A 25512-nucleotide genomic window follows, 5' to 3' on the forward strand; every position below is an offset into this window, starting at 1 on the left:
CGAGCGACCCACGGGCGCGCCCGCCGGGCCGTCCCCGCCGCACAGCCCGCCTCTCGCCTCTGATCCCCGGGTCAAGCCCGGGGATGACGACGGGGGAAGATTGGGGGCGAAGCGCCGGCTTTACTCCGGTACGGGGATCGGCAAGCCTCGGTCCGCCGCGAGAGAGAACCCATGCGCCTGATCCTGACCGCCCTGCTCTGCCTGGCCCTGCCCGGGTCCGCCCTGGCGCAGGCCACGCCTGCCGAACAAACGATGATGCGGACCGTCGAGCGGGAGCACGACCGGCACGTGGCCCTTCTCGAGCGGCTGGTGAACCAGAACAGCGGCACGCTGAACCTGCCGGGCGTGCGTGCTGTGGGCGACATGGTACGGGCGGAGCTGGAGCCGCTGGGGTTCGAAGTCCGCTGGGTCGACATGGCCGAGACGGGGCGGGCGGGGCATCTGGTCGCCACGCATTCGGGGCGGGGCCGCAATGTGCTGCTGATCGGTCATCTGGACACGGTGTTCGAGACGGACAGCCCGTTCCAGGCCTTCCAGCGCGGCGAGGGGGCTCGAGCGACCGGACCCGGCATCGGCGATGACAAGGGCGGGGTGGTGGTGATCGTCGCCGCCCTGCGGGCCATGCAGGCGGCCGGAACGCTGGACGAGGCGAACATCACCATCGTTCTGACCGGCGACGAGGAGCGGGTAGGGTCGCCGGTCGCGGTCGCGCGGCGGGATCTGATCGAGGCGGGGCGGGCGGCGGATTTTGCGCTGGAGTTCGAGAACCTGGCCACGGACGACGGGGCCGAGTTCGGGACGGTTGCGCGACGCAGTTCGACCAACTGGACGCTGACGGCGACGGGCCGGACCGGCCATTCCAGCGGGGTGTTCAGCGACTCGCTCGGCTACGGGGCGATCTACGAGGTGGCGCGCATTCTCGACGGCTTCCGCCGCGAACTGCCCGAGCCGAACCTGACCTATAATGTCGGGGTCATCGCCGGCGGGACGCCCGCCGCCATCGACGCCGAGGGCTTCAACGTCACCGCCTCGGGCAAGACCAACATCGTCGCCTCGACCGCCATCGCGCGGGGCGACCTGCGCACCCTGACGCGCGAACAGGACGAACGCGTACGGGCCGGGATGCAGGCCATCGTCGCCGACCACCTGCCGCACACGACCGCCGAACTGGTGTTCGCGGACACCGGCTATCCGCCAATGGCGCCGACGGAGGGCAACCGGGCGCTGCTGGCCCGGCTCAATGACGTGAACCGCGACCTCGGCCTGCCGGAGATGGCCGAATACGACCCGGCCCGGCGCGGGGCGGCCGACAGCGGCTTCGTGGCCGGCGACGTCGATACGCTGGGCGGGCTGGGCATCGCGGGGGGCGGGGCCCACGCCGAGGGCGAGTGGGTCGATCTGGACAGTCTGGTGCGCCAGTCGCAGCGGGCGGCGGTGCTGATTACGCGGCTGAGCCTCGAGGGGCTGTAGTCAGCCGTACATGTCGCCGAGATAGACGCGGCGGACTTCGGGGTCGCGGATGACGTCCTCGGCCTTGCCCTCGAAGAGGACGGCGCCGCCCGAGATGATCGAGGCGTGGTCGATGATCTCCAGCGTCTCGCGCACATTGTGGTCGGTAATCAGCACGCCGATGCCCTCGCCGGCGAGGTAGCGGATGACCTGGCGAATGTCGGCGATGGCCAGCGGGTCGATGCCGGCGAAGGGCTCGTCCAGCAGCATGAAGGACGGCTTGCCGGCTAGGGCGCGGGCGATCTCGCAGCGGCGACGCTCGCCGCCCGACAGGCCCGAGGCCGGGGCGTGGCGCAGGTGGTCGATGCGCAGCTCCTCCAGCAGGCGGGTGGTTTCTTCCGCGATGGTCTGGCGGCCGGTGTGATGCAGCTCGACCACGGCGCGGACGTTCTGCTCGACCGTCATGCCGCGGAAGATGGAGGCCTCCTGAGCCAGATAGCCGAGGCCCATCCGGGCGCGCTGGTACATGGGCTGGGCGGTGATGTCCTCGCCGTCGAGGAATATCTTGCCGCTGTCCGGCGGGATCAGGCCGGTGATCATGTAGAAGCAGGTGGTCTTGCCGGCGCCGTTGGGGCCCAGCAGGCCGGCCACCTGACCGCGCTCGACGTGCAGGGAGACGTCGCGCACCACCTGCCGCTGACCGAACGAACGGGCGATGTTCTGGACCCTCAGGCCGGTCGGGCGGGGAGCCTCGGCCACCGCCTCGGGAGCGGCGGCGTCATGGACGTTGAGGGCGGAGAGTTCCTTGCGGGCCAAAGGGTCTGTCCGAGCCGGGGCTCAGGTCCCGCTGCGTTCGGGGTAGAAGACGCCCTGCACCCGGCCGCCCGCGCCCGCGCCGTCCATCTCGGCGGCCTCGGTGCGGGTGTTGTAGGTCAGCCGCCCGCCGGTCATGACGTTCTCGCCCTGGGTCAGGATCACGTCGCCGCTCAGCACGATGGTGTCATTGGCCGGGGTGTAGACGGCGCGGTCGCCGCGGATGGTCTGCTCCGGGGTGACGAAATAGACGTTGCCCGTCGCCTCGACGCGACTCAGCCCGCCGTCGGAGATCGTGCCCTCGACGCGATCGGCCCGGATGCGGCTGTCGCCCTGGGTCAGTTCGGCGCGGCCGCGCAGCGACAGCGTCGTTGGCGTGCGCGACACCTGGTCGGCGCCCCACATGATCGGCTGCCCGGCCCGGAAGCTCTGCGCGCCGCCCGTGCCAGGCAGAGCCGCGAGGGCCAGGGCGATCGCCGCCGTCGTCAGGGTTCTGGTCATGCTCATCCGTCCGACCTCGCGGCGTTGATGGTCCCGCGCACCTTGTTATCACCCGAGCCGCTGAACACGACCCGTTCGCCCTGTTCATAGATCGCATAGGACGAAGCGGTGACGGTTCCAAGTGGGCCCGAGCCCTGGACGCCCTTCGAGCCGGTCACCACGCCGGTCGAGGTGTTCACCACCGCCTCCGGCGTGACGAGGGTGAATCCGGAGCCGCCGTCCGATATGCGCACGTTCGGGCCGATGGTCACCGTCTCCGCCGCCTCGTCGTAGACGCCCCCGTCGGCGGTCAGGGTGGTGACCTTGCGGCCGCCGAGATTGAGCCTCAAGGCGGGGCCGACTAGCCGGAAGCGGCCGGTCCGGGCGTCGCGGACGGCGCGCTCGAAGCCGACGACGAAGCTGCGGCCCTGGGCGTCCTGGCCGAGGAAACGGGATTTCTCGAGGGTGACTTCCCGGGTCGCGCCGGCCTTGCGCTCGACGTCGGAGATGACGCTGCGCAGGACGATCCAGCTGATGGTGCCCCCGGCGAGCACGACGATGGCCACGGGCAGGACGCGGCGCAGCAGCTGCACGCGGCGGGAGCGGGCGCGGAACGCCTTCGCCGTGGCCGCGATGCGGGCCTCGTCCGCCTGGTCGCGCGTGTCGGCGGGTTCGGTCATCAGGTGTGCGCGAAGATGTCCATCTCGTCCCAGCCGGCCAGATCCAGCGCGGACCGGGACGGCAGGAAGTCGAAGCATTTGCGGGCCAGTTCGGCGCGGCCCTCGCGTTCCAGCATCTCGTCGAGGCGGGCCTTGACCGCGTGCAGGTAGAGAACGTCGGAGGCGGCGTATTCCAGCTGGGCCGGGGTCAGTTCGGCGGCGCCCCAGTCGGAGCTTTGCTGGGCTTTGGACAGGTCGACGCCGGCCAGTTCGCGCACGACGTCCTTGAGACCGTGGCGGTCGGTGTAGGTGCGCGCCAGCTTCGAGGCGATCTTGGTGCAGTAGACCGGGCGGGTCTCGACGCCGAGGTGGAGCTGGAACATGCCGATGTCGAAGCGGCCGAAGTGGAACAGCTTGAGCACTGCCGGATCGGTCAGCAGACGCTTGAGATTGGGGCAGTCGTAGCCGGGGCGGGCCATGCGCACGACGTGGGCGTCCCCGTCGCCGGCCGACAGCTGCACCACGCACAGCGGATCGCGCCGGAACCGCAGGCCCATGGTCTCGGAATCGATCGCGACCTCGGGGCCGAGGTCGAGGCCGTCGGGCAGGTCGCCCTCGTGCAGGAATACGGTCATGCAGTCGGTCTCGGCAAAGTCATCAGGCCCTCAAGTAGCCTCTCGCCGCGCGGGAGGCGATAGGGCCAAGCAGAAACGGCGCCGCATCAGGGATGCGACGCCGTTTCGAAAGATGGTGCCCAGAAGAGGACTCGAACCTCCACGGCCTTTCAGCCACTGGCACCTGAAGCCAGCGCGTCTACCAATTCCGCCATCTGGGCCCAGACTTCGCCGCACCGAGTGCGTTTCCGTCCGGAAGGCGCGGACCCTTAAGGCAGCCCCCGGGGCGGGTCAACAGGCTTTTGTCCTGTTTGCGTTGCAGCCGTCCGGGCCATCGTCTAATCCCCGCGCCGGGGCCGGTTCGCGCCGGTCGTCCTGAGCTTTGGAGTCTGTCATGAGCGACGCTGCGCCCGGCCTGATCACCGTCTTCGGCGGCTCGGGTTTCGTCGGCGGCCAGGTGGTCCGGCTGCTGGCCCGGCGCGGATGGCGCATCCGCGTCGCCGTGCGCCGCCCCGACCGCGCGTACAGGCTGCAGACCTCGGGCCACGTCGGCCAGATCCAGGCGGTCCGCTGCGATGCGACGGACGCGGCCCAGGTGGAGGCCGCGCTGCAGGGGGCGGACGCCGCGATCAATCTGATCGGCGTGCTCTACGAGACCCGCTCGCGGTCGTTCGAGGCGCTGCACGTCGAGGCGGCCCGCAACATCGCCGTCGCCTGCGCCGCCGCCCGCATCGAGCGGCTGGTGCATATGTCGGCCATCGGGGCCAACCCCGAGAGCGAGTCGAGATACGCCTGCACCAAGGCCGCCGGCGAGATGGCGGTGCGCGAGGCCAAGCCGGACGCGGTGATCATTCGGCCCTCGATCGTGTTCGGCTCGGGTGACAGCTTCCTGAACAAGTTCGCGTCCATGGCGAGCATGGCCCCCGCCCTGCCGCTGATCGGCGGCGGCAAGACGCGCTTCCAGCCGGTCTATGTCGGCGACGTGGCCGAGGCGATCGCCCGCGCGGTGGAGCGGCCCGACGCGGCCGGGCGCACCTTCGAACTGGGCGGGCCGGAGGTGATGACCTTCGAGGAGGTGCTGAAGCTGGTGCTGCACGAGACGCGCCGCCGGAACGGCCTGATCCCCCTGCCCTTCTTCGCTGCCCGCGCCATCGGTTCGCTGGCCCAGATCACCGCCCTCGTCGGCATCGCGCCGGTCCTGACGCGCGACCAGGTGGTCATGCTGGAGACGGACAATGTCGTGGCGGAGGGGGCGGAAGGGCTGGCCGAGCTGGGCGTCGAACCGACCGGCGTCGAGGCCATCGCGCCGTCGTATCTGTGGCGCTACCGCCGCGGCGGGCAGTTCTCGGAGCGGCCGTCGGACACCGCCGCCACAGTCCAGGCCTGAGGGCTCAGGCGTAGAGCCACATCCCGAGCAAGCCGAGCGTCCCGACGAGGATGCGCCAGGCCGCGAACGGCGCGAAGCCGTAACGGCCGACGAAATCGATCAGGAAGCGGACGATGAACAGGCCGCTGACGAAGGACACCACGAAGCCGATGCCGATGATGCCGGCGACGTCGCTGGTGATCATCTCGCGGCTCTCCCAGAAGTCGAGGCCGAAGGCGGCGACCATGGTCGGGATGGCGAGGAAGAAGGAGAACTCCGCCGCCGCCCGCTTTTCGACGCCCAGCAGCAGGCCGCCGACGATGGTGGCGCCGCTGCGCGACACGCCCGGAATGATCGACAGGCACTGGAAGAGGCCGACGCCCAGCGCGGTCTTCCAGGAGAATTTCATCGCGTCATGCTCGCGGGGGACCGGGGCCCAGCGCTCGAGCGCGATAAGGGCGAAACCGCCGACGATCAGGGTGATGCAGACGATGGTGGTGTTGAACAGCACGTCCTTGATGAAGTCGTGGAACAGCAGGCCGATGATCGCCGAGGGGATGAAGGCCAGCAGCACCGACAGGGCGAACATCCGCGCCGCGGGGTCCTTGCCCGGCAGGCCGATGAGGACCTTCCACAGCCGCTGGAAATAGAGGGCGACGACCGCGAGAATCGCGCCGAGCTGGATCATGACGATGAAGGTGTCCCACGGCTCGTCGCCGAGCCCGAGCGCCTGTTTGGCCAGCAGCAGGTGCCCCGTCGAGGACACCGGAATGAACTCGGTCAGTCCCTCGACCAGACCAAGAATGATCGCCGCCAGCCAATCCGCCATCCGCGTCCCCGATAAAGGTCAGGCGGATCAGTTCGCGCCCGGTTCAGGACCCACATAGCGCAGGCGCGCCCGGATAGGCGAGCCGTTCGTGATCTGATCGAGCGCATGGGCCAGCAGGCCCGCCAGCCGGCCGATCAGCAGCAGGTCGGCGGCGGCGTCGCGCGGCAGCTCGAGGCGGCGGGCGACGGCGACCAAGGCCAGGGCGAAGGCCGGCCGCCGGCCGGTCAGTTCCTCGCCCTCGCGCAGGGCGCGAGCCAGGTCCTGCGGCAGGTCGGCGACGGCCAGCAGGGCGGCCGCGCGCGGGTCGCCGCCGGGCCAGGCCGGATCGCCGAAGCCGGACAGGGCGCCGGCCTCATGGGCGCGCCGGGCGGCGTCGACCGCCTGACGCCGCACCGCGACGACCCAGTCGGACGCCTTGGCGAGATCGATCAGGGTCCCGGTTCCGGCCACGGTGGCCAGTCCGGCGAAGGCCGCCCCGGCGAGCGAGGCGCCGCCGGCGGCGGCGGCCCTCGCGGCGAGGGCGGGGGCGTCGAGCCCGTTGTCGGCGGCCAGCACCAGGGCGCGGCGGACCAGATGGGCATCCGGTTCGCGAACCTTCCACGCCCGCGCCAGCCGCTGGTGCAGGAACAGCCGCGGGCCGGGCCCCGCCACGGCGTCCACCGCCTCGTCGAGGACGCGGGCGCATTCGATGCGCAGGGATTCGGGCGAGCGCAGTTTGAGTTCCGCGGCCTCTTCCGCCCGGCGGGCGAGGGCGGAGAACAGCCGGCCGCGGGCCGAATGGCCGGGCGTGGCCCCGACGCGGGGGCGCACCTCGGCGAACGGATTGCCCGCCCGGGCGTCCCACATCCGCCGCGCCACGTCCTCGAGAGTCGCCGTCTCGGCCAACTGGACCGCGTCCATGCCGCGGTAGAACAGCCGGCGGCCGTCGCTGGTGGAGACCGAGGAGCGGATCTCGATGTCGGGCGCGTCCGACTCTTCCGGCGGGGGAAGCCATTGTCCGATGTCGCCGGCGGGCGGTTCCTCGCCGCTCAGCCGGACGATGTCGGAAACAGCGTAGAGGCTGCGGCGCGGATCGTCGGGATCGGGTCGGGCGGCGATGCGGCCGCGGCTGACATAGGCGTACAGGGTCTGGGCCTTGACCCCCAACCGGGCCAGAGCCTCGCCGCGTCCGATCCAGCGGCCGGCCTGCGCTGCCGTCTCCGTCGACTGCATATCGCCTCCGAAACGCCCCGGGAACCTTCAGCTCCCATGGCGCACGCAGCATGGGGCCATTTCGTGACAATGCCGCTAACGCGGCGAGCCTTGGCGCCGTCGACGCTTTCCGCGACAAGACGGCGAATGACCACGACCGCCCTCGACGATGTCCATCTGGCCACCCGAAACGTGACACGGCTGTCGGTCGGCGTGGCGGTGGTGCTGATCGCCCTGAAGGCCTTCGCGCTTGGCGCCTCCGGCTCGGTGTCCATTCTCGCCTCGCTGGCGGACTCGGCGCTGGATCTGGTGGCGTCGCTCGGGACCTTCTTCGCCGTTCGCTGGGCGGCCGCGCCGCCGGACGCCGAACATCGCTACGGCCACGGCAAGGGCGAGGCGATGGCCGCCCTCGTCCAGGCGGGCCTGGTCTTCGCCTCGGCGCTGTTCATCGGCTGGGAGGCCGTGCAGCGCATCTTCGACCCCCGTCCGGTGAGCTCCGGCTACTGGGCGGTGATGGTCATGTTGATCTCCATCGCCCTGACCGGCTGGCTGGTGTGGATGCAGGACCGGGCTATCCGGCGCAGCGGCTCGATGGCGGTGAAGGCGGACCGCGCCCACTACGCCGCCGATCTCGCCGCCAGCGGCGTGGTGTTGATCGGCGTGGCCTCGGGCGCCTTTCTGGCCGCGCCGGGGCTGGACGCGGCGGCCGGGCTGATCGTGGCGGTCTGGCTGTTCTGGGGCGCGTTGGGCCTGCTCAGGGAGGCGGCGGACCATCTGCTGGATCGCGCCGTGCCCGACGCCGACCGCATCGCCATTACAACTGCCGTTCTGGCCGACCCGCGCATCTCGGGCATTCACCAGCTTCGCAGCCGCATGGCCGGTCCGGTGATGTCGATTCAGATGCACATCGACCTGGAGCCCAGCCTGACCCTGGAACAGGCCCACGAGATCGTCGTCGGGGCGGAGCGGCGGCTGCTCGAGGCGTTTCCCCGCGCCGACATCCTGATCCATCCCGATCCGAGAGGCCGGGCGGCCATGACCTCCGTCCCGCAGTCGGGCCCGGAGACGGCGAACGAAAACGCCTGACCACAAAGTCGCCGAGGGCCTCCATGGCTAACGCGGACTTAACGCCCTCTGCGGCATGCATCGAAGGATGTCGGCCTGCGTCCTGTACCATTTCCCGTTCGACCCCGGCTCGCGCGCGGCGCGGCTGGCGCTGGGCGAGGCGCGGGTCGAGTTCGCCGAAACGGTGGTCCGCCCCTGGGAGGACGGCTGTCCGGTCGCGACCCTGAACCCCTCGGGCATGCCGCCGGTGCTGCAGGTCACCGAGGCCGGGCGCGCCCTGACCCTGTGCGAGCCGGCGGCCATTCTGGGCTGGCTCGAGGACCGCGCCAGCGAGCTCTTCCTGATGCCGGCGGACGCGACCGAACGCGCCGAGACACGGCGCCTGGTCGGCTGGTTCGACCGCCGCTTCAACGACGAGGTCAACGCCGTCCTGCTGCACGAGCGGATGGAGAAGCCCCTGCTGCGGTTGGGCCCGCCCGAGGCACGCGCGCTGCGGGCGGGGCGCGAGGCGCTGAAGGCGCACCTGCTGATGCTGGAGACACTGCTGGGGGCCCGCGACGCGCTTGCCGGGCGGCGGCTGACCCAGGCCGACGTCGTGGCGGCGGCGCATCTCTCGGTGCTGGACTATTTCGGCGAGGTGGCTTGGGCGGCGTATCCGGCGCTGAAGACCTGGTACATGAAGCTGAAGTCGCGGCCCTGCTTCCGGCCGTTGCTGGCTGACCGATTCCCCGGCGTGCAGCCGTCGGCCTGGTATCACGACCTCGACTTCTAGGGCCCGACTTTCGCCCGGATCGGCGCTATGAAGGCGCGGACCATGGCCCCGGACCCCCGCACCTTCATTCGCGAACGCGCCGAAGCCCTGGGGTTCGACGTCTGCCGCTTCGCGTCGGCGTCAGAGCCATGGAGCGCCGGCGAACGGCTGGCGCATTTCATCGGGGCGGGGCGCCACGGCGACATGGGCTGGATGGAGACGACGCTGGAGCGGCGGGCGCATCCGACCTCGATGTGGCCCGGGGCGAAGACGGCCATCGTGCTGGGCCTCAACTATGGGCCAGGGCATGATCCCCTGCCCGAGATGGAGGACGCCTCGGCCGGCTATATCTCGGTCTATGCACGGGGCGACGACTACCACGAGCTGATCAAGGGCCGATTGAAGACGCTCGCGGGGCAGATCGCGGCGCGGACCGGCGAGGAGGTCAAGGTGTTCGTCGACACCGCGCCGCTGATGGAGAAGCCGCTGGCTCAGCGCGCCGGCGTGGGCTGGCAGGGCAAGCACACCAACCTGCTGTCGCGCAGCCGGGGCAACTGGCTGTTCCTCGGGGTGATCCTGAGCGCGGCGGAGTTCGAGCCGGATGCGCCGGAGGATCAGCATTGCGGAGCCTGCACCGCCTGTCTCGACGTCTGCCCGACGCAGGCGTTCCCCGCCCCGTTCCAGCTCGATGCGCGGCGCTGCCTGTCCTACCTGACCATCGAGTTCGCCGGGCCGTGGCCGGTGGAGTTCCGGCCGGCGACGGGCTCGCGCATCTACGGCTGCGACGACTGTCTGGCGGTCTGCCCCTGGAACAAGTTCGCGGTGGCCTCGAACGAGGCGCGGGTGCAGGCGCGCGAGGCGCTGGTGTCGCCGCGGCTGGCGGAGCTGGCGGCGCTGGATGACGCCGCCTTCCGGGCGCTGTTCTCGAAGAGCCCGGTCAAGCGGATCGGGCGCGACCGGTTCGTGCGCAACGTCCTCTACGCCATCGGCAACAGCGGGGACCCGGAACTGGTCGAGCCTGCCCGCGCCCTGCTGGACGATCCGGCCCCGGTGGTGCGGGGCGCGGCGGTGTGGGCGCTGTCGCGGCTGATGGACGAGCAGGCGTTCGCGAGGCTGCGGGCGAAGCGGCTGGCGGCGGAGGCGGACGCCTCGGTGCGGGCCGAGTGGAACGACAATCAGGCCTGAAGGCGGCGGAACACCGGGGGGTGGAAGTCGTCGGCGCGGTAGCGGGCGTCGGCCTCCTCGAACGCCTCGACGACGACGGCGCCGTGATGACCGGTGGCGTGGAGCACCCGGTCGGCGTCGAGCATGAAGGCCGAATGGCCGGTCCAGCTGTGGTCGCCCGGCTCAGCCAGCCAGACGACGAGATCGCCACGACGGGCGTCGGCGCGCTCGACGGCGCGACCGAGTTCGGCCTGCTGGTCGGCATGGCGGGGGCCGGCCAGACCGCAGGCGTAGAGCGCCTGCTGGATCAGGCCGGAGCAGTCGGTGGCGGCCGAGGAGCGGGCTCCCAGGCTGTGCGGCACGCCAAGCAGGCGTTCGGCCACGGCGACGGGATCGGTCTCGAAGACGCCGATGGGGGCGAGATCGCCGGTCGCCAGCTGCCCGGCGTCGGCGACGAGGGCGTTGAGCGGCAGGTCGGCGGCGACGGCGGCCACCCGGTGGGTCGGCAGGCGGGCGCCGGGCCGCACGGCGGAGGCGGAGATCCAGCCGACGAGGCCGTCGCGGCGGGCGCGGCCCCAGAGGCGGTCGCCCTGCTGGTCGAGCACGTCGAAGGCCTCGCCGTAGATCAGCTGGTCGATGCGTTCGGAGGCCGGGTCGGCGTCGGCGTGGATGTCGGCCAGCGGGACGGCGGCCTGCATCGGACGCGCCGGGCGGTAGGCCTTGGCGCGCACGAGCCCCTCCAGCGCCTGCTCGGCCAGGTCGGGCCGTGCGAGCGTGGTGCGGGGGTCAAGGCTGGCGGCGTCTGGGGTCAAGCAGGGCTCGTCCGGTTGAGCCCGCATGATGGCCGGATATGCCGAAAGGGCCGTTAACGAACGGAGGCTTTATCGTGGCGCCCGGCGGTCAGGCGGTCGGGGAAGCGGCGCGACAGCATCTCGAAACAGGCGCGCAGGCCCTGCGCCTCGCCGCCCTCGGGACGGCCGGGCTGGGCGCGCGGGTTCCAGGCGAAGATATCCATATGCGCCCAGGCGCCGGTTGAGGGCGCGAACTTCTGCAGGAACAGGGCGGCGGTGACCGACCCGGCCTGCGCCCAGGCGGCGGAGTCGTTGCGCAGGTCGGCGATCTCGCTCTCGATCGCGGCGCGATAGCCCGGCCACAGCGGCATCGGCCACAGCGGATCGCCGACGGCGCGCGAGGCTTCCAGCAGGTCGGCGACGAGGGCCTCGTCCTCGCTGTAGAGGGGCGGCAACTCGGGGCCGAGGGCGATGCGAGCGGCGCCGGTCAGGGTGGCGAAGTCGAGGGTCAGGTCGGGCGAATGCTCGCCGGCGCGGGTCAGGATGTCGGCGAGGATCAGCCGGCCTTCGGCGTCGGTGTTGCCGATCTCGATGGTCAGGCCCTTGCGGCTGTTCAGGATGTCGCCGGGGCGGAAGGCGTCGCCGGAGATGGCGTTCTCGACGGCGGCGACGAGGACCACCAGCCGCACGGGCAGACCGGCCTGCATGACCAGCCGGCCGAGCGCGAGGGCGTGGGCGGAACCGCCCATGTCCTTCTTCATGTTGCGCATGCCGGCGGCGGCCTTGATGTCGAGACCGCCGGAGTCGAAGACCACCCCCTTGCCGACGACGGCGACCAGCGGCAGGTCCGCCCGGTCGAGATTCCAGCCGAGTTCGATCACGCGGGGCGCCCGATGCGGCGCGGCGGCGCGGCCGACGGCGTGGACGGCGGGGTAGTTCTCGTCCAGCAGGGCGTCGCCGGCGGTGACGGTCAGGGCGGCGGCCGACTCCTGGGCGATCTCGCGGGCGATGGTCTCGATCTGCAGGGGGCCCATGTCGGCGGCGGGCGTGTCGACCATTTCGCGCGCGAGGGCGCAGGCGGCGGCGACGCGCCGGACGGCGACGACATCGACGTCGGGACCGACGGCGAGGCGGGCGGGGCCGGCTGGACGCGCCTTGTAACGGTCGAAGCGGTAGGCCCCGAGGCCGAAGGCCAGCGCCGCCAGCGCACCGTGGCCGGGCTCGAGCCCTTCCAGCCGCCACAGGCCTTCGGGCAGTTTCGCCGCGAGGGCGCGGACGCTCATGGGGTCGAAGGTCTCGCCGGCGCCGAAGAGGGCGCCCGTGACGCCGTCGTCGGACCCCGGCAGGAGCAGGACCTGCCCGGCCTTGCCGGTGAAGTCGTTGGCGCGGGCCCAGGCGCCCCAGACCCCCTCGACCGGCGTATCCTTGCGCACGATGCGAACCGGGAGGGCGCCCTCGCCGTCGGCGGTCAGCAGGTCAGGATGGAGCACAGGCATCGAGGGGACCTTTCCGGCCGATCTTAACCAAGGATTGACGCGAAGGGCCGAGTCTGGAGATCGAACCTTCCGGAGCGCCCTCCATGTCGCGCACGACCGCCCGCATCGCAACCATCGCCCTGATCACCGCGCCGCTGCTCGCCTTCGGCCCGGCGGCGCTCGCGCAGCAGGCCGAGGCCCCCGCGGCCACGCCCCGCGCGCCTGCCAGCGCCCAGGCCCGCGCCGCCTACGACCGGGCCGACCCGCTGAGCCGGTCGGTGTTCTGGACCGAACAGGCCGAGCTCAACCCGATGGACCCGGTCGCCGGGGTCAAGGCGGCGCAGGCCATGCGCGAACTGGGCCGCTATCAGGAAGCCGCCGACATGGCCGAGCGGGTGCTGCTGGTGCAGCCCGGCAACGTCGAGGCGATGCTCGAGGTCGGGCGCGGCCACATCGCCCGTGGACAGGCCTTCTACGGCGTCTCGGCGCTGGAGCGGGCCCGCGATGCGCAGCCGCAGGACTGGCGCGCCTGGTCGCTGCTGGGCACGGCCTATGAGCAGGTGCGCCGATCGCAGGACGCGCAGGCGGCCTGGGCGCAGGCGCTGGCCCTGTCGCCGGACAATCCCGACGTGCTGACCAATATGGCCATCTCGGCCATGACCCGGGGCGACACCGCCTCCGCCGAGCCGCTGCTGCGCCGCGCCGCCGCCCAGCCGGGGGCTTCGCTGAAGGTGCGCCTGAACCTGGCCATGGCGCTGGGGCTGAACGGCAAGATCGACGAGGCCGAGCAGATGATGCGCCGCGACCTGCCGCCGGACGCCGCCGACCGGAACCTCGCCTGGCTGCGCGCGCGGGCCGGATCGGCCGCCAACGATCAGGCGCGGACCTGGGGCTCACTGCAAGGCGGCTGAAGGCCGGGCTTCACTCAGGCCCCTCGCCCGCCTATCTTTCCGGCATGATCGACGAGCTCTACAGCGCGCGCATCCTCAAGCTGGCGGCCAACCTGCCGCACAGCGGGCGGCTGGCCGCGCCAGAGGGCACGGGCGAGCGGATCGCCAAACTGTGCGGTTCGAAGGCCGTCGTCGACGTGGCGCTGGACGCCGACGGACGGGTCGCCGCCTTCGCCCAGGACGTGAAGGCTTGCGCGCTCGGACAGGCCGCGGCCGGCGTGCTCGGAGAGTCGGTCATCGGCGCCTCCGTAGGCGAGATCGCCGAAGCGCGCGACGCCATGACGGCCATGCTCAAGGCGGGCGGCGAAGGGCCGGACGGCCGCTTCGAGGGGCTGCGGGCGCTGAAGCTGGTCGCCGATTACCCGGCGCGGCACGCCTCTACCATGGTGGCCATCGAGGCCACGCTCGATGCGGTGAAGCAGGCGCTTGCGCGCAAGGCGCCCGACACACGAACTAGCCTCGCCGGCGCGGCCTAGCGGCGCGCTTGCTGGCTTGGCCTATCGCGCTTCGCGCTACTTGAGGCCAGGTTGCCCCCGTCCGCCGGACAGGGGATAAGCGCGGCGACATGGCACCCGGCGGCAATCTCTACGAACGCGGCGTCCGGCTGGCCCATCGCGGGTACAAGCTGACGCTGTCGCCCCTGATCGGGCAGCAGTGCCGGTTTCTGCCGACCTGCTCCGACTACGGCCGGGACGCGCTGATCCAGCACGGTCCGATCAAGGGGGGATGGCTCACGGTCCGGCGCCTCTGCAAATGCCACCCTCTCGGCAAATCGGGCTATGACCCGGTTCCGCCCGCAAAGACTGAACGATGATCGAACTGAAATTTCCCGACGGCGCCAGCCGCGAATACCCCGACGGCTCGACCGGCCGCGAAGTCGCCGCCTCCATCTCGCCGTCCCTGGCCAAGCGCGCGGCGCTGGCCGAGATCAATGGCGAACAGTGGGACCTCGACCGTCCGCTGGAGAGCGGCGGGTCCTTCCGCCTGATCATGCGTGACGACCCCGAAGCGCTTGAGACCATCCGCCACGACGCCGCGCACATCCTCGCCCAAGCGGTGCAGGAGCTGTTCCCCGGCACCCAGGTGACGATCGGCCCGGCCATCGAGGACGGATTCTATTACGACTTCTTCCGCGAGGAGCCGTTTTCGACGGACGACTTCGCGGCCATCGAGAAGAAGATGGCCGAGATCGTCGATCGGGACGAGAAGCTGGTCCGTCAGGTCTGGGACCGCGACGAAGCGATCAAGCTGTTCGAGTCCAAGGGCGAGACGTTCAAGGCCGAGCTGATCCGCGACCTGCCGGCTGACGAGACAATCACGACCTACGCCACGGGCGACTGGATCGACCTGTGCCGCGGGCCGCATTTCCCATCGACAAAGTTCGTCGGCAAGGCCTTCAAACTGACCAAGCTGGCGGGCGCCTACTGGCGCGGCGACCACCGCAATCCGCAGCTGCAGCGCATCTACGCCACGGCCTGGGCCTCGAAGGAGGATCTCGACGCCTATCTGCTGCGCGTCGAGGAGGCCGAGAAGCGCGACCACCGCAAGATCGGCCGCGCCATGGAGCTCTTCCACATGCAGGAAGAGGGCCGCGGCATGGTCTTCTGGCACCCGAAGGGCTGGATGCTGTGGCAGGTCATCGAGGCTTATATGCGCCGGCGCCTGACGGCCGCCGGCTATGTCGAGGTGAAGACGCCGCAGGTGCTGGACCGGAAATTCTGGGAGGCCTCGGGCCACTGGGACAAGTACCGGCCCAATATGTTCGTCTGCGAGACCGTCGAGGGCGAGACGCTCAGCCTCAAGCCGATGAACTGCCCGGGGCACGTGCAGATCTTCGACCAGGGCCAGCGGTCCTATCGCGAGTTGCCGCTCCGCATGGCCGAGTTCGGGGCTTGCCACCGCTATGAGCCGTCGGGCGCCCTGCACGGCCTGATGCGCGTGCGCGGCTTCACCCAGGACGACGCCCACATCTTCTGCCGCGAGGACCAGATCGTCGACGAGACGCGCCGGTTCATCGAGCTGACCAGGATGATCCACGCCGATCTCGGCATGGAGACGGCCTACATCAACCTGGCCACGCGTCCGGAAATCCGCGCCGGCTCGGACGAGTTCTGGGACAAGGCCGAGGGGATGCTGGGCGAGGCCGCGCGGCTGGCCGGGGTCGACCCGGTCATCGCCGAGGGCGACGGCGCCTTCTATGCGCCCAAGCTCGATTTCGTGGTCAAGGACGCCATCGGCCGGGAATGGACCTGCGGCACGCTGCAGCTCGACTACGTCCTGCCCGAGCGGCTGAACGCGGAGTATGTCGGCGAGGACGGCCAAAAGCACCGGCCGGTCATGCTGCACCGGGCCATCCTCGGCTCGTTCGAACGGTTCATCGGCATCATGATCGAGAACTACGCCGGAGCCTTCCCGCTGTGGCTGGCGCCGACGCAGGCGGTGGTGGCGACGATTGTCTCGGACGCCGACGACTATGCCCGCGAGGTGGTGGCGAAGTTCAAGGCCGCCGGCCTGCGCACGGAGATCGACCTGCGCAACGAGAAGGTCGGCTACAAGGTCCGCGAACACTCGGTCGGCAAGGTTCCGGTCATCGCCGTGGTCGGCAAGAACGAAGCCGCCGAGGGCAAGGTGGCGATCCGCCGGCTGGGCTCGCAGGCGCAGGAGGTGGTATCGGTCGAAGAGGCCATCCGCCTGCTGACGGAGGAGGCGACGCCGCCGGATCTGCGCTGAGCCTGATCGGCACGCTGAATCAGAAAGCCCGCCCTTGCAATGCACGGGCGGGCTTTTCGTTGGGCGATCAGCGAGCGGTTAGAGCAGCCGCTTGCGCATGGCCTGGCTGAGCATATCGATCAGGGTCACGGCCACGACGATGATGATCGCGATGGTCGAGACCTGACGGTATTCGAACGCCTGCAGGCTTTCGAACAGGGCCTGGCCGATGCCGCCGGCGCCGATCAGGCCGAGCACGGTGGCGGCGCGGCTGTTCGACTCGAAGCGGTAAAGGGCGAAGCTGGTCCACAGCGGGGCGACTTGGGGGATGACGCCCCAGGTGATCTCGTGCAGGCGGCCGCCGCCGGTGGCCTTGACCCCTTCGATCGGGCCCTTGTCGATCGATTCGACGGCTTCCGAGAACAGTTTGGCGAGCACGCCGGCGGTGTTCAGGCCGATGGCGAGCACGCCGGCCAGCGGGCCAAGGCCGACCGCGACGATGAACAGGGTGGCGATGACCAGGTCTGGAATCGAGCGCATCAGGTCCATGACCCGGCGGACCGGCCAGACCAGCCAGCCGGGCGACAGGTTGCGCGACGCCATCAGGCTGAGCGGCACGGCGAGGAAGACGGCCAGGAAGGTGCCCCACAGGGCGATCTGCACGGTCAGCCACATCAGGCCGACCAGCGACTCCCACTTGCTGAAGTCGGGGTCCAGGAAGTCCCGCCCGTAGTTGCGCATGTTCTCGGAGTTTGAGAACAGGTTGAGGATGTTGGGCAGGTCGACCTTGTTGAAGGCGGCCAGCAGCATGATGGCGAAGCCGCCCCACAGCAGCACGTCCAGCGACCAGGCGGCCATGGATTTCTTCGGCGGGTCGGGCACCACCGAGGTATCCGCCGGCGGCGGGGCGGGACGGCGGACCGCATTGAGGACGATCGCTATGAGGGCGAGGACGCCGATCAGGGCGAACGGCCACCAGCGCCCGACGAGGGTTCCGGCGCTCGCCGGCGGGGCGACCTCGGAGGGACGACCCTCCCGGCGCGCCTGGTCCGCCTTCATCTCGCGGATGGGATCGAGATAGCTGTTATCGGCGGCGCGGAACTGGGAGTAGTTCAGCCCCTCCATCACCTCGCGCTGGCGATCGGCGGCGGGGCCGAAGCCTTGGCCATAGGTGATGAAGAACCGCTTGATCCGGGCCTTCAGGTCCGCCGGCAGGTCCGAGCGGATGACAATGCCGGATTCCGGAATCGGGGGCGACTGCCAGATTTCCTCGATCTGAGCGGCGATCTGCGGATTCTGGCGGCGCAGAAAGACAGTGTTGACGGAGTTGGAGGTGGCGACGTCGATCTGGCCGTTGGCGACCGAGAAGGCGTTGTTCTGGTGGTTGGCGGAACGGACCGTCGAGAAACATTCCGTCGGATCGATCCCGCGCGGACCGAAGAAATAGGTCATCGGCGCGAGGGTGCCAGAGGTCGACTGGGCGTCGCCGATGCCGAAGGTGTACCGCTTGCCGCACCGGGCCACGTCCTCGATCGTGATGCCCGAGCCCTTCTTCACGATGATGGTCGAGACGTAGGAGTCCTTGCCCTCCAGATCGACGGTGCGGGCGATGACCTCGCCCTGCGAACGGTCGATGGCCTGCACGGCCGGAAGGGCGGAGAACCAGCCGATCTGGGCCTGATTGGCGCGCATGGCCTCGACGAGGACGCTGTAGTTCGAACCGAAGATCGGTTCGACGGGCAGGCCCAGCTCCCGCTCGAGGTCGTCGAGCAGAGGCTGCCACAGCGGCCCGGACGACGCCTGCCCCTCGGCCGACAGGACCGTGAAGACGATCTTCTGCGGGCGCTCCGACTGGGCGGCGGCGACGCTGGCCGGCGCGAGGCCGCACAGGACGACGACGAGCGCGAGAAGAGCGGCGGTCAGGGTGTGGAGGCGGTTCATGTTCGGATATCCGGGCGGCCGGCGGCGCCCATGCGAAGGGACGTATGCATCTGGACGGGAAGGCTCATGGCTGGACCTCGCGCCTGGCGCGCAGCCGCTGCAGCTCGCGCTGGGCGGCGGCGATGCCGGCGGCGTCCCCTTCGGCGCGGGCGGTGGTCAGCGCCTGATCGGCGATGAGCTCGCGCACGGGATCGAGATAGTTGTCGTCGGCGGCGCTGAAGCGCGAGTAGTTCAGGGCGGCCAGCACGCGGCGCTGGCGCTCGCCCTCGACGCCGCCGTCCTGGCCGTAGGTGAGGAAGAAGCTGCGGATCTTCTCCTTGAGGGCCGGGTCCAGATCGCCGCGGACAAGAATGCCGCCCTCGGGGATCGGCGGCGAGCGCCAGATCTCCTCGATCTGGTCGGCGATGGTCGGGTTGCGGCGGCGCAGGTCGCTGGCGGTCACGCTGTTCGACGTCGCCACGTCGAGGACGCCGGCGGCGACCTCGAAGGCGTTGGTCTCATGGTTGCCGGACTTGACCGTCTGGAAGCAAACGTCCGGCTGGATGCCGCGCGGGTTGAACAGGAAGGTCATCGGGACCAGCGTGCCCGAGGTCGACTGCGGATCGCCGAGGCCGAACCTGTGACGCTGCCCGCAGGCGAGGACGTCGGCCAGGGTGAGACCCGAGCCCTTCTTCACGATCAGCGTTGAGCGATAGCTGTCGGCGCCGGCCAGATCGACGGTGCGGGCGACCATCTCGGCATCCGCCGTCTCGATCGCCGTGATCGCCGGCTGGGCCGAGAACCAGGCGGCCTGGGTGCGACCCTGCCTCATGTCCTCGATCAGGGCGGCGTAGTTGGAGGCGAAATGCGGCTCCACCGGCACGCCGATCGCCTTCGACATGTCCTCCAGCAGCGGCTGCCACAGCGGGCCCGCCGAGGCCTCGCCCTGGGCCGAGAGGATGGAGAAGGTGATCTCGCCGACCGCTTCGCCGGGCGCCGGGCCGCTGCGCCTGTCGCAAGCGGACAGGCCGAAAGCGACGGCGGCGAGGAGGCCGACGCCGAGAAGCCGGACAGAGCCTGACAAGCTCATCCGTTGGTTTCCCAGAAGGCGTCCTCGAACTCGGGACCGTAGATGTCGATGAGCTGTTTGGTGTCGAGGCCGGTTGCGGGGCCGTCGTAGACGATTTTGCCGGCCTTCAGCGCGATGACGCGGTCGCAGTAGCGGATGGCGTAATCGACCTGGTGCAGGGTGACGATGACGCCGAGGCCGTCACGCCTGTTCAGTTCGACCAGCAGTTCCATGACCTTGCGAGCGGACACCGGGTCCAGGGAGGCGACCGGCTCGTCGGCGAGAATGGCCTGGGCGCCCTGGACCAGGGCGCGGGCGATGGCGCCGCGCTGCTGCTGACCGCCCGAGAGGGTGTTGGCGCGCTGGGCGGCGTAGTCGGAGACGCCGACGCGGTGCAGGGCTTCCATGGCGCGGCGCTTGTCCGCCGAGGGCCAGACGCCGAGGACGCCCTTCCAGCCGGGAATGCGGCCGAGCGCGCCGAGCATAACGTTGGAGAACAGCGACAGCCGACCGACCAGGTTGAACTGCTGGAAGATCATGCCGAGCTTCTGGCGCGCGGCGCGAACCTGGCCGGTGATGCGGCCGTTCTTCTGCACCGTCTGGCCGAAGACCTCGATGACGCCGGCGCCGGGATCGATGGTCTGCAGGCCGGTGATCGAGCGCAGCAGGGTCGACTTGCCCGAGCCGGACGGGCCGATCAGGGCGACCATTTCACCCGCCGCGACCTCCACGGACACGCCATTCAGCGCCTTGCGGGCGCCGAAGGTCTTGGACACGTCCCGGACGGACGCGACGGCGGCGGCGGATGCGGTCATGGACAGACTGTCGGCGGTTGCAGGGGCGCGCCGCATGGCCCGAACGGGCCCTTGGGGCAAGCCTTAATGGCACGCCATCGACGATTTCGTCCAGCGAGTTCCTCCCCCTCAGGGGGAGGGGAACCATACGCAGGATGGTGGAGGGGGAGGGCTCGCGCGGGCGGAAAATCCCCTCCGCCGCCGTCCCGGCGGTCCCCCTCCCCCGATAGGGGAGTAATAGCTACTGCGCCGCGCGGACCTCGATCTCCATACCGAGGGCTTCCAGCTGGGGCCGGACAACCGAGGCGTCGCCGACCACGACCCAGACCATGTCGTCGTCCAGCACCCGGCGGGCCTCGGCGTCCATCTGGGCGGCGGTCATGGCCTCGTAACGCGGCGCCAGCGTCTCCCAGTAGTTGTCCGGCCGCCCGTAGAGGGCGTTGGTGCGCAGGGCGTTCAGTACATTGGCCGAGCTCTCGAAGCTGCCCGGCAGCTGGCGGACGTTGCCGTTGACGGTCCGCTCGCGCTCGGCGGCGGTGACGCCCCGGCCGCCGAGGAAGCCGCGGTACTGATCGATCAGGGCGGCGATCGACTCGCCCGTGCGGTCGGACTGGACCGGCGCGTTGACGATGTAGGGCGTCTGATGCTCCAGCGCGTTGACGCGGCCGTTGACCCCGTAGGACCAGCCGCGGGTCTCGCGGATGTCCTGGTTGATGCGCGACAGGAAACCGGCGCCGATGACCTCGTTGGCGGCGGTCACCGTGACGAGGTCATCCTGTCCGGTCACCGGCAGGACCACGCCGCCGAGGATCAGGGACTGGGGCGACTGCGGCCGGTCGATGAGGACAATGCGCGGCCGCGGCGCCGGAATGGGCGCGTCGAAGGCCTTGGTCCCCTTGGCGACGGCGGGCGCGGCCCAGGCGCCGAAGCGGGTCTCGAGCAGCGGCGTCAGTTCGGCGAGCGGCTTGTCCGAGACGATGAACAGCTGGGCGTTGTCGGGCCGGATCCAGCGCTGGTGGAAAGCGATCAGGTCGTCGCGACCCAGGCCGCGCACCGCCTCGGTCGTGCCGAGGCCGGACCAGGCGCGGCCATAGGGATGGTCGGGGCCGTACAGCACCACCGGCAGGACGCGGGCGCCCATGCCGTTTGGCGAGGTCTGCTCCTGGGCGATGGAGGCCAGCTGCTGATTGCGGCGGCGCTCGAGATCGGCAGGGCGGAAGGCCGGATTGCGGGCGACGTCGGCCAGCAGGTCCAGCGACGGCTCCAGATTGGGGGTGACCGCAGTCAGGCTGACGGTCGTGCGGTCGACGCTGGCGAAGGCGGCGACGTTCGCGCCCAAACGCTCTTCCTCCTCGGCGATCTGGACGGCCGTCTTGCTGGTCGTGCCCTCGGTCAGCAGGTCGAGCATCATCCGCTGAGTGCCCGGGGCGGCGGCCGGATCGGCGGCGACGCCGGCGTTGAAGTCGATCGCCACCCGGGTCGTCGGCACAGTGGTCGAGCGGGCGTAGATCACCTCCATGCCGTTCGACAGGCGGGCGCGCTCTACGGCGGGGAAGTCCAGCGCCTTCATCGGTCCTACCGGCGGCATCGGCGCCCGCGGGGTGACGGGCAGCGGCTCGGCCGGAGCAGGCGGCGGACGGTTGTCGGCGGCCTCGGCATAGGGCTCGCGCTCACCGGGATCCACCCGCGTGGCCAGCACCGGGCGAGTCAGCCAGCGATCCATGACGGCCTTGACGGAAGCCGGGGTGACGGCGCCGAGGTCGGCCAGTTCCTTGCGATAGAAGCCGGGGTCGTCCGCATAGAGCTCGCCTTCGGCCAGGACGACGGCCTTGCCGCCGAAGCCGCCGACAGGCTCGAGCGCCTGGATCTGGCCCGACAGGGTGCTGGTCACCGTGCGGGCGATCTCGTCCTGCGTCGGACCATTGGCGATATAGTCGGCGATCAACTCGTCCAGCTTGCGGGACACGGCGTCCGCGTCCTGCCCCGGCTTCACGTCGACCGTGACGGAAAACATGCCGATGCGGTGGAAGGGCTGATAGCCGGTGGTGACGGCGGTCGCCGTCTCGTCGCCGCGGACGAGGGCGTTGTCGAGCCGCGAACTGGCGAGGCCGCCGAGCACCGAGGCGGCCACCTGCAGGTCGGCCGCCTCGTCCGCCAGCAGGCCTGGGACCACCCAGGTGCGATACAGGCGAGTGTTCGGCACCCTGTCATGCATCAGCTGGTCGATGCGGGCCGGAAGGGTCGGAATGTCGGCCTGGGCCGGTTCGTTCGTGGCGCCGCGCGGGATGTGGCCGAAGTACTGCTCGACCTTCTGCCGGGCCGTGGCGGCGTCGATATCGCCGGCGAGGACCAGCACGGCGTTATTCGGACCGTAGTTGTCGCGGTGCCACTGGCGCAGGTCTTCCAGGCTGGCGGCGTCCAGATCGGCCATCGAGCCGATGGTGGAGTGGCGATAGGGGTGGCCGGGCGGGAAGAGCGCCTCGAGCTCGGCGTAGTAGACGAGGCCGAACGGCTGGTTGTCGCCCTGGCGCTTCTCGTTCTGGACCACGCCGCGCTGGTTATCGAGCCGCTCCTGGTTGAGCGCCCCCAGCAGGTGGCCCATCCGGTCGCTCTCCATGTAGAGCGCCTGGTCGAGGGCCGAGGTCGGCACGGTCTGGAAGAAGTTGGTGCGGTCGAACCAGGTGGTGCCGTTCCAGTCGGTGGCGCCGATGGCCCGGAGCGGCTCCATCAGGCCCCCCGGCAGGTTTTCGGTCGGGTTGAACAGGCCGATGTGCTCGAACAGGTGCGCGAAGCCGGTCTGGCCTTCGGGCTCGTCCTTGGCCCCGACGTTGTACCAGGCGGCGACCGCCACCACCGGAGCCTTGCGGTCGGTGTGCACGACCACGCGCAGGCCGTTGTCGAGCGTGAACTCCTCGAACGGGATGTCGACGCTGCGGGCCAGTTCGGAGGCTGGCACCGGCTGTGACGACTGCGCCAGGACCGGCGGCGCCCCCGCCACGAGAGCCAGTGCCAGTACGGCGGCGAAGGTGGTGCGGCGCATGACAAGTCCCCCATCAGCGGAAGCCTGACCCTACCCGCCGCCGAACGCGGTTCAAGTTACGGCTCTGTCACGAAAAAACCGCTTTACATGAAGGCCCGATGACCCCATATCGCGCGCTCCGGCGGACCCCGTGGTCTAACCGTTAAGCGCTGCTAACGCCGGTCTGGGTTTCACAATTAACAGGGGGTTACGTGAATTGCGCACGTACCAGTTTCCCCTGGACCTGGTCCGTGAGCGGTCCCCTGAGCGTCCCGTCGCCCTCGTGCGGCCGCGTTCGGTTTCCGTAGCGGCGCGCTGGTTCCAGGACAATCTAAAGGCTGACGTCTTCTATGCGGTGAAGGCCAACCCGTCGCGCTGGGTCATCGAGACCCTCGTCGAGGCGGGCGTGCGCGGCTTCGACGCCGCCTCGATCGCTGAGATCGAGCTGGTCCGTTCGGTCGATCCAGACGCGCGTATCGCCTTCATGCACCCGGTGAAGAGCCGGGCGGCGATCACCCGCGCCTATTTCGACCACGGCGTCCGCACCTTCTCGCTCGACTGTCAGGAAGAGCTGACCAAGATCCTCGACGCCACCGGCGGCGCCACCGACCTGAACCTGGTCGTGCGCATGGCGGTGTCGGCCGACGGCGCGGCCTACTCCCTGTCGGGCAAGTTCGGCGTCTCGCCGGACCAGGCCCCGTCCCTGCTCCTGGCCACCCGCCAGGCGGTCACGGACGGCCTGATGGGCGTGTCGTTCCATGTCGGCTCACAGTGCATGCGGCCGTCCGCCTACGAGGCCGCCATGGCCCAGGTCGGGCGCGCCATCACCCGCGCCGGCGTGATCGTCGACATCGTCGATGTCGGCGGCGGCTTCCCCTCAGTCTATCCGGGCATGGTCCCGCCGGACATGAGCGAGTACGCCGACGCCATCCATCGCGGCTTCGCCGAGATGCCTGTCACCCACACCACCGAACTGTGGTGCGAGCCCGGCCGCGCACTGGTCGCCGAGTCGTCCTCGGTGCTGTGCCGCGTCGACCTGCGCAAGGGCGACGCCCTGTATCTGAACGACGGCTCTTACGGCTCGCTGTTCGACGCCACCCACTCGCGCTGGCCCTTCCCGACCAAGCTGGTCCGGGACGGCGACGCTTCGTCCGACCTGAAGCCGTTCCGCTTCTACGGCCCGACGTGCGACTCCATCGACCACATGCCGGGCCCGTTCTGGCTGCCGGCCGATGTGCAGGAAGGCGACTTCATCGAGATCGGCATGCTGGGCGCCTATGGCGTGGCCATGTCGACGGGTTTCAACGGCTATGGCGAGCATGACATCGCCGCGGTCGAGGACGCCCCGATGGCGTCGCTCTACGGTCTCGCGCCCCGCTCGATCCCGACGGTGCGCACCTCGGCCGAAGAGCAGGCCCGCAAGGTGGTTCGCCTGAGCCGTCCCAAGGGCAAGGCGGGCCAGCGGAAGAAGTCGCGGCGCTAATCCGGCGCTGACGCGTTCCAATCAGCAGCGGCCCGTCGCTCCGTCCGGGCCGCTGTTCCTTCTGACGACGGGCGCTCAAACCAAAGGGAAACCCTTGCAATGAACGCTCCCGTTCAGTCGAACCAGAAGGCCCAGCTGCTGCAGAACGTCGTCGAGCACGTGGACATCACGTCCTTCGACGCGCGTCCGATCATCGACTCCATGCGCAAGATGTCGTTCTCGAGCCGCGACACGGCCCGGGCCGCCGACATCTTCAACATGGCGCTGGAGGACAAGGACTGCTCGCCGTGGCTGATCCTCGCCGGCTCCACCTCGGCCGGCGGCTGCATGCACGTGTACCGCGACATGGTGAAGTTCGGCATGGTCGACGCCATCGTCGCCACCGGCGCCTCGATCGTCGACATGGATTTCTTCGAGGCCCTCGGCTTCAAGCACTACCAGGCCGCCGGCGAGGTCGACGACAACGTCCTGCGCGACAACTACATCGACCGGATCTACGACACCTACATCGACGAGGAAGAGCTCCAGGCCTGCGACCACACCATCCTGGAGATCGCCAACCGGCTGGAGCCGCGCGGCTATTCCTCGCGCGAGTTCATCTGGGAGATGGGCAAGTGGCTGTCTGAGGGCAACGCCAAGAAGCCCGGCAGCCTGATCCAGACGGCCTATGAGGAGGGCGTGCCGATCTTCTGTCCGGCCTTCGTCGACAGCTCGGCCGGCTTCGGCCTGGTCAAGCACCAGAAGGAGCGAGCCGCCGCCGGCCAGCCCTATATGATGCTCGACGCCATCGCCGACTTCCGCGAACTGACCGACATCAAGATCGCCGCGGGCGTGACGGGCCTGTTCATGGTCGGCGGCGGGGTGCCCAAGAACTTCGCCCAGGACACCGTCGTCTGCGCCGAAATCCTCGGGGTGGAAGCC

Annotated in this window: 23 protein-coding genes, 1 tRNA gene and 1 pseudogene; 11 read left to right on the plus strand and 14 right to left on the minus strand. The window is 70.1% G+C overall.

Annotated features, from left to right (window positions below; translation table 11 throughout):
- Positions 1-171: 171 nt before the first annotated feature.
- Entirely contained in the window at positions 172-1470 is a 1299-nt protein-coding gene (locus tag VEC04_RS04435) for a M20/M25/M40 family metallo-hydrolase (protein ID WP_324774242.1), read from the plus strand.
- Here the strand turns inward: VEC04_RS04435 and lptB are convergent, their stop codons facing one another.
- The 5 genes from lptB to VEC04_RS04460 form a co-directional block, all read right to left on the minus strand.
- Positions 1471-2208, minus strand: a complete 738-nt coding sequence (gene lptB, locus VEC04_RS04440; protein ID WP_324774287.1) for an LPS export ABC transporter ATP-binding protein — start codon at positions 2206-2208, stop codon at positions 1471-1473.
- Between the two features lie 78 nt (positions 2209-2286).
- On the minus strand, positions 2287-2763 hold the full coding sequence (locus VEC04_RS04445; RefSeq protein WP_324774244.1) for an LptA/OstA family protein: 477 nt from the start codon (positions 2761-2763) through the stop codon (positions 2287-2289).
- Positions 2764-2765: 2 nt separating this feature from the next.
- Entirely contained in the window at positions 2766-3422 is a 657-nt protein-coding gene (gene lptC, locus VEC04_RS04450) for an LPS export ABC transporter periplasmic protein LptC (RefSeq protein WP_324774246.1), read from the minus strand.
- Positions 3422-4036 carry a ribonuclease D gene (locus tag VEC04_RS04455; RefSeq protein WP_324774248.1) on the minus strand — a complete coding sequence of 205 codons (615 nt, stop codon included), beginning with the start codon at positions 4034-4036 and terminating at the stop codon, positions 3422-3424. Before VEC04_RS04455 ends, lptC begins: the two co-directional genes overlap by 1 nt.
- 113 nt (positions 4037-4149) lie before the next feature.
- Positions 4150-4236 (minus strand) — tRNA-Leu (locus tag VEC04_RS04460).
- A gap of 173 nt (positions 4237-4409) precedes the next feature.
- Between VEC04_RS04460 and VEC04_RS04465 the strand changes: the two genes are divergently transcribed.
- Positions 4410-5402, plus strand: a complete 993-nt coding sequence (locus VEC04_RS04465; RefSeq protein ID WP_324774250.1) for a complex I NDUFA9 subunit family protein — start codon at positions 4410-4412, stop codon at positions 5400-5402.
- A 4-nt stretch (positions 5403-5406) separates the two neighbouring features.
- Here the strand turns inward: VEC04_RS04465 and VEC04_RS04470 are convergent, their stop codons facing one another.
- Together VEC04_RS04470 and VEC04_RS04475 are read right to left on the minus strand one after the other, a co-directional pair.
- Positions 5407-6210, minus strand: coding sequence for an undecaprenyl-diphosphate phosphatase (locus VEC04_RS04470; RefSeq protein ID WP_324774252.1), 804 nt, complete (start codon positions 6208-6210; stop codon positions 5407-5409).
- 27 nt (positions 6211-6237) lie between these two features.
- Positions 6238-7422 (minus strand): citrate/2-methylcitrate synthase, encoded by a 1185-nt coding sequence (locus VEC04_RS04475; RefSeq protein WP_324774254.1) that lies wholly within the window; start codon positions 7420-7422, stop codon positions 6238-6240.
- 126 nt (positions 7423-7548) lie between these two features.
- Here VEC04_RS04475 and VEC04_RS04480 point away from each other — a divergent pair, with 126 nt between their 5' ends.
- The 3 genes from VEC04_RS04480 to queG all read left to right on the plus strand — a co-directional run bounded on the left by VEC04_RS04480 (position 7549) and on the right by queG (position 10402).
- Positions 7549-8487, plus strand: coding sequence for a cation diffusion facilitator family transporter (locus VEC04_RS04480; protein WP_324774256.1), 939 nt, complete (start codon positions 7549-7551; stop codon positions 8485-8487).
- 67 nt (positions 8488-8554) lie between these two features.
- Entirely contained in the window at positions 8555-9238 is a 684-nt protein-coding gene (locus tag VEC04_RS04485) for a glutathione S-transferase family protein (RefSeq protein ID WP_324774258.1), read from the plus strand.
- 42 nt (positions 9239-9280) lie between these two features.
- Positions 9281-10402 (plus strand): tRNA epoxyqueuosine(34) reductase QueG, encoded by a 1122-nt coding sequence (gene queG / locus VEC04_RS04490; protein ID WP_324774260.1) that lies wholly within the window; start codon positions 9281-9283, stop codon positions 10400-10402.
- Here queG and VEC04_RS04495 read toward each other — a convergent pair.
- Together VEC04_RS04495 and VEC04_RS04500 are read right to left on the minus strand one after the other, a co-directional pair.
- Complete coding sequence (locus tag VEC04_RS04495) at positions 10393-11193, minus strand: NlpC/P60 family protein (RefSeq protein WP_324774262.1); 801 nt, start codon at positions 11191-11193, stop codon at positions 10393-10395. The genes queG and VEC04_RS04495 overlap by 10 nt on opposite strands.
- Before the next feature lie 53 nt (positions 11194-11246).
- Entirely contained in the window at positions 11247-12668 is a 1422-nt protein-coding gene (locus tag VEC04_RS04500) for a leucyl aminopeptidase family protein (RefSeq protein ID WP_324774264.1), read from the minus strand.
- A gap of 83 nt (positions 12669-12751) precedes the next feature.
- On the opposite strand from VEC04_RS04500, the gene VEC04_RS04505 reads away from it, so the two are divergent.
- The 4 genes from VEC04_RS04505 to thrS all read left to right on the plus strand — a co-directional run bounded on the left by VEC04_RS04505 (position 12752) and on the right by thrS (position 16327).
- Positions 12752-13558, plus strand: a complete 807-nt coding sequence (locus tag VEC04_RS04505; RefSeq protein WP_324774266.1) for a tetratricopeptide repeat protein — start codon at positions 12752-12754, stop codon at positions 13556-13558.
- A 44-nt stretch (positions 13559-13602) separates the two neighbouring features.
- A complete protein-coding gene (locus VEC04_RS04510) occupies positions 13603-14073 on the plus strand; it encodes an iron-sulfur cluster assembly scaffold protein (protein WP_324774268.1) in 471 nt (156 codons plus the stop codon).
- Between the two features lie 89 nt (positions 14074-14162).
- Positions 14163-14411: a membrane protein insertion efficiency factor YidD gene (gene yidD, locus VEC04_RS04515; protein ID WP_324774270.1), complete on the plus strand. Its 249-nt coding sequence runs from the start codon at positions 14163-14165 to the stop codon at positions 14409-14411.
- Positions 14408-16327, plus strand: coding sequence for a threonine--tRNA ligase (thrS, locus tag VEC04_RS04520; protein WP_324774272.1), 1920 nt, complete (start codon positions 14408-14410; stop codon positions 16325-16327). Before yidD ends, thrS begins: the two co-directional genes overlap by 4 nt.
- Before the next feature lie 78 nt (positions 16328-16405).
- Here thrS and phnE read toward each other — a convergent pair whose 3' ends face one another.
- The 5 genes and pseudogenes from phnE to VEC04_RS04545 all read right to left on the minus strand — a co-directional run bounded on the left by phnE (position 16406) and on the right by VEC04_RS04545 (position 23129).
- The gene (gene phnE / locus VEC04_RS04525; protein ID WP_324774289.1) at positions 16406-17164 is read right to left on the minus strand and encodes a phosphonate ABC transporter, permease protein PhnE; all 759 of its coding nucleotides are present in this window, start codon (positions 17162-17164) and stop codon (positions 16406-16408) included.
- A gap of 234 nt (positions 17165-17398) precedes the next feature.
- Positions 17399-18247, minus strand: a pseudogene (gene phnD, locus VEC04_RS04530) (phosphate/phosphite/phosphonate ABC transporter substrate-binding protein); the annotation flags it as partial.
- A 64-nt stretch (positions 18248-18311) separates the two neighbouring features.
- Entirely contained in the window at positions 18312-19316 is a 1005-nt protein-coding gene (gene phnD / locus VEC04_RS04535; RefSeq protein WP_324774274.1) for a phosphate/phosphite/phosphonate ABC transporter substrate-binding protein, read from the minus strand.
- Entirely contained in the window at positions 19313-20110 is a 798-nt protein-coding gene (gene phnC / locus VEC04_RS04540; protein WP_324774276.1) for a phosphonate ABC transporter ATP-binding protein, read from the minus strand. Before phnC ends, phnD (VEC04_RS04535) begins: the two co-directional genes overlap by 4 nt.
- A 220-nt stretch (positions 20111-20330) precedes the next feature.
- Positions 20331-23129, minus strand: a complete 2799-nt coding sequence (locus VEC04_RS04545) for a pitrilysin family protein (protein ID WP_324774278.1) — start codon at positions 23127-23129, stop codon at positions 20331-20333.
- Between the two features lie 196 nt (positions 23130-23325).
- On the opposite strand from VEC04_RS04545, the gene VEC04_RS04550 reads away from it, so the two are divergent.
- Positions 23326-24591 (plus strand): type III PLP-dependent enzyme, encoded by a 1266-nt coding sequence (locus VEC04_RS04550; RefSeq protein WP_324774280.1) that lies wholly within the window; start codon positions 23326-23328, stop codon positions 24589-24591.
- Positions 24592-24690: 99 nt separating this feature from the next.
- Positions 24691-25512 (plus strand): deoxyhypusine synthase family protein (locus tag VEC04_RS04555; protein WP_324774282.1); only part of this gene is annotated, 822 nt, incomplete at its 3' end.

The sequence above is a fragment of the Brevundimonas sp. genome (assembly GCF_035626535.1).
Taxonomy (GTDB): Bacteria; Pseudomonadota; Alphaproteobacteria; order Caulobacterales; family Caulobacteraceae; genus Brevundimonas.

What these genes read in the sequence shown, in the direction of transcription:
- VEC04_RS04435 (WP_324774242.1), top strand. Translation starts at nt 172, where the DNA reads ATGCGCCTGATCCTGACCGCCCTGCTCTGCCTGGCCCTGCCCGGGTCC.
- VEC04_RS04445 (WP_324774244.1), bottom strand. Translation starts at nt 2,763, where the DNA reads ATGACCAGAACCCTGACGACGGCGGCGATCGCCCTGGCCCTCGCGGCT.
- lptC (WP_324774246.1), bottom strand. Translation starts at nt 3,422, where the DNA reads ATGACCGAACCCGCCGACACGCGCGACCAGGCGGACGAGGCCCGCATC.
- VEC04_RS04455 (WP_324774248.1), bottom strand. Translation starts at nt 4,036, where the DNA reads ATGACCGTATTCCTGCACGAGGGCGACCTGCCCGACGGCCTCGACCTC.
- VEC04_RS04465 (WP_324774250.1), top strand. Translation starts at nt 4,410, where the DNA reads ATGAGCGACGCTGCGCCCGGCCTGATCACCGTCTTCGGCGGCTCGGGT.
- VEC04_RS04470 (WP_324774252.1), bottom strand. Translation starts at nt 6,210, where the DNA reads ATGGCGGATTGGCTGGCGGCGATCATTCTTGGTCTGGTCGAGGGACTG.
- VEC04_RS04475 (WP_324774254.1), bottom strand. Translation starts at nt 7,422, where the DNA reads ATGCAGTCGACGGAGACGGCAGCGCAGGCCGGCCGCTGGATCGGACGC.
- VEC04_RS04480 (WP_324774256.1), top strand. Translation starts at nt 7,549, where the DNA reads ATGACCACGACCGCCCTCGACGATGTCCATCTGGCCACCCGAAACGTG.
- VEC04_RS04485 (WP_324774258.1), top strand. Translation starts at nt 8,555, where the DNA reads ATGTCGGCCTGCGTCCTGTACCATTTCCCGTTCGACCCCGGCTCGCGC.
- queG (WP_324774260.1), top strand. Translation starts at nt 9,281, where the DNA reads ATGGCCCCGGACCCCCGCACCTTCATTCGCGAACGCGCCGAAGCCCTG.
- VEC04_RS04500 (WP_324774264.1), bottom strand. Translation starts at nt 12,668, where the DNA reads ATGCCTGTGCTCCATCCTGACCTGCTGACCGCCGACGGCGAGGGCGCC.
- VEC04_RS04505 (WP_324774266.1), top strand. Translation starts at nt 12,752, where the DNA reads ATGTCGCGCACGACCGCCCGCATCGCAACCATCGCCCTGATCACCGCG.
- VEC04_RS04510 (WP_324774268.1), top strand. Translation starts at nt 13,603, where the DNA reads ATGATCGACGAGCTCTACAGCGCGCGCATCCTCAAGCTGGCGGCCAAC.
- yidD (WP_324774270.1), top strand. Translation starts at nt 14,163, where the DNA reads ATGGCACCCGGCGGCAATCTCTACGAACGCGGCGTCCGGCTGGCCCAT.
- thrS (WP_324774272.1), top strand. Translation starts at nt 14,408, where the DNA reads ATGATCGAACTGAAATTTCCCGACGGCGCCAGCCGCGAATACCCCGAC.
- phnE (WP_324774289.1), bottom strand. Translation starts at nt 17,164, where the DNA reads ATGGCCGCCTGGTCGCTGGACGTGCTGCTGTGGGGCGGCTTCGCCATC.
- phnD (WP_324774274.1), bottom strand. Translation starts at nt 19,316, where the DNA reads ATGAGCTTGTCAGGCTCTGTCCGGCTTCTCGGCGTCGGCCTCCTCGCC.
- phnC (WP_324774276.1), bottom strand. Translation starts at nt 20,110, where the DNA reads ATGACCGCATCCGCCGCCGCCGTCGCGTCCGTCCGGGACGTGTCCAAG.
- VEC04_RS04545 (WP_324774278.1), bottom strand. Translation starts at nt 23,129, where the DNA reads ATGCGCCGCACCACCTTCGCCGCCGTACTGGCACTGGCTCTCGTGGCG.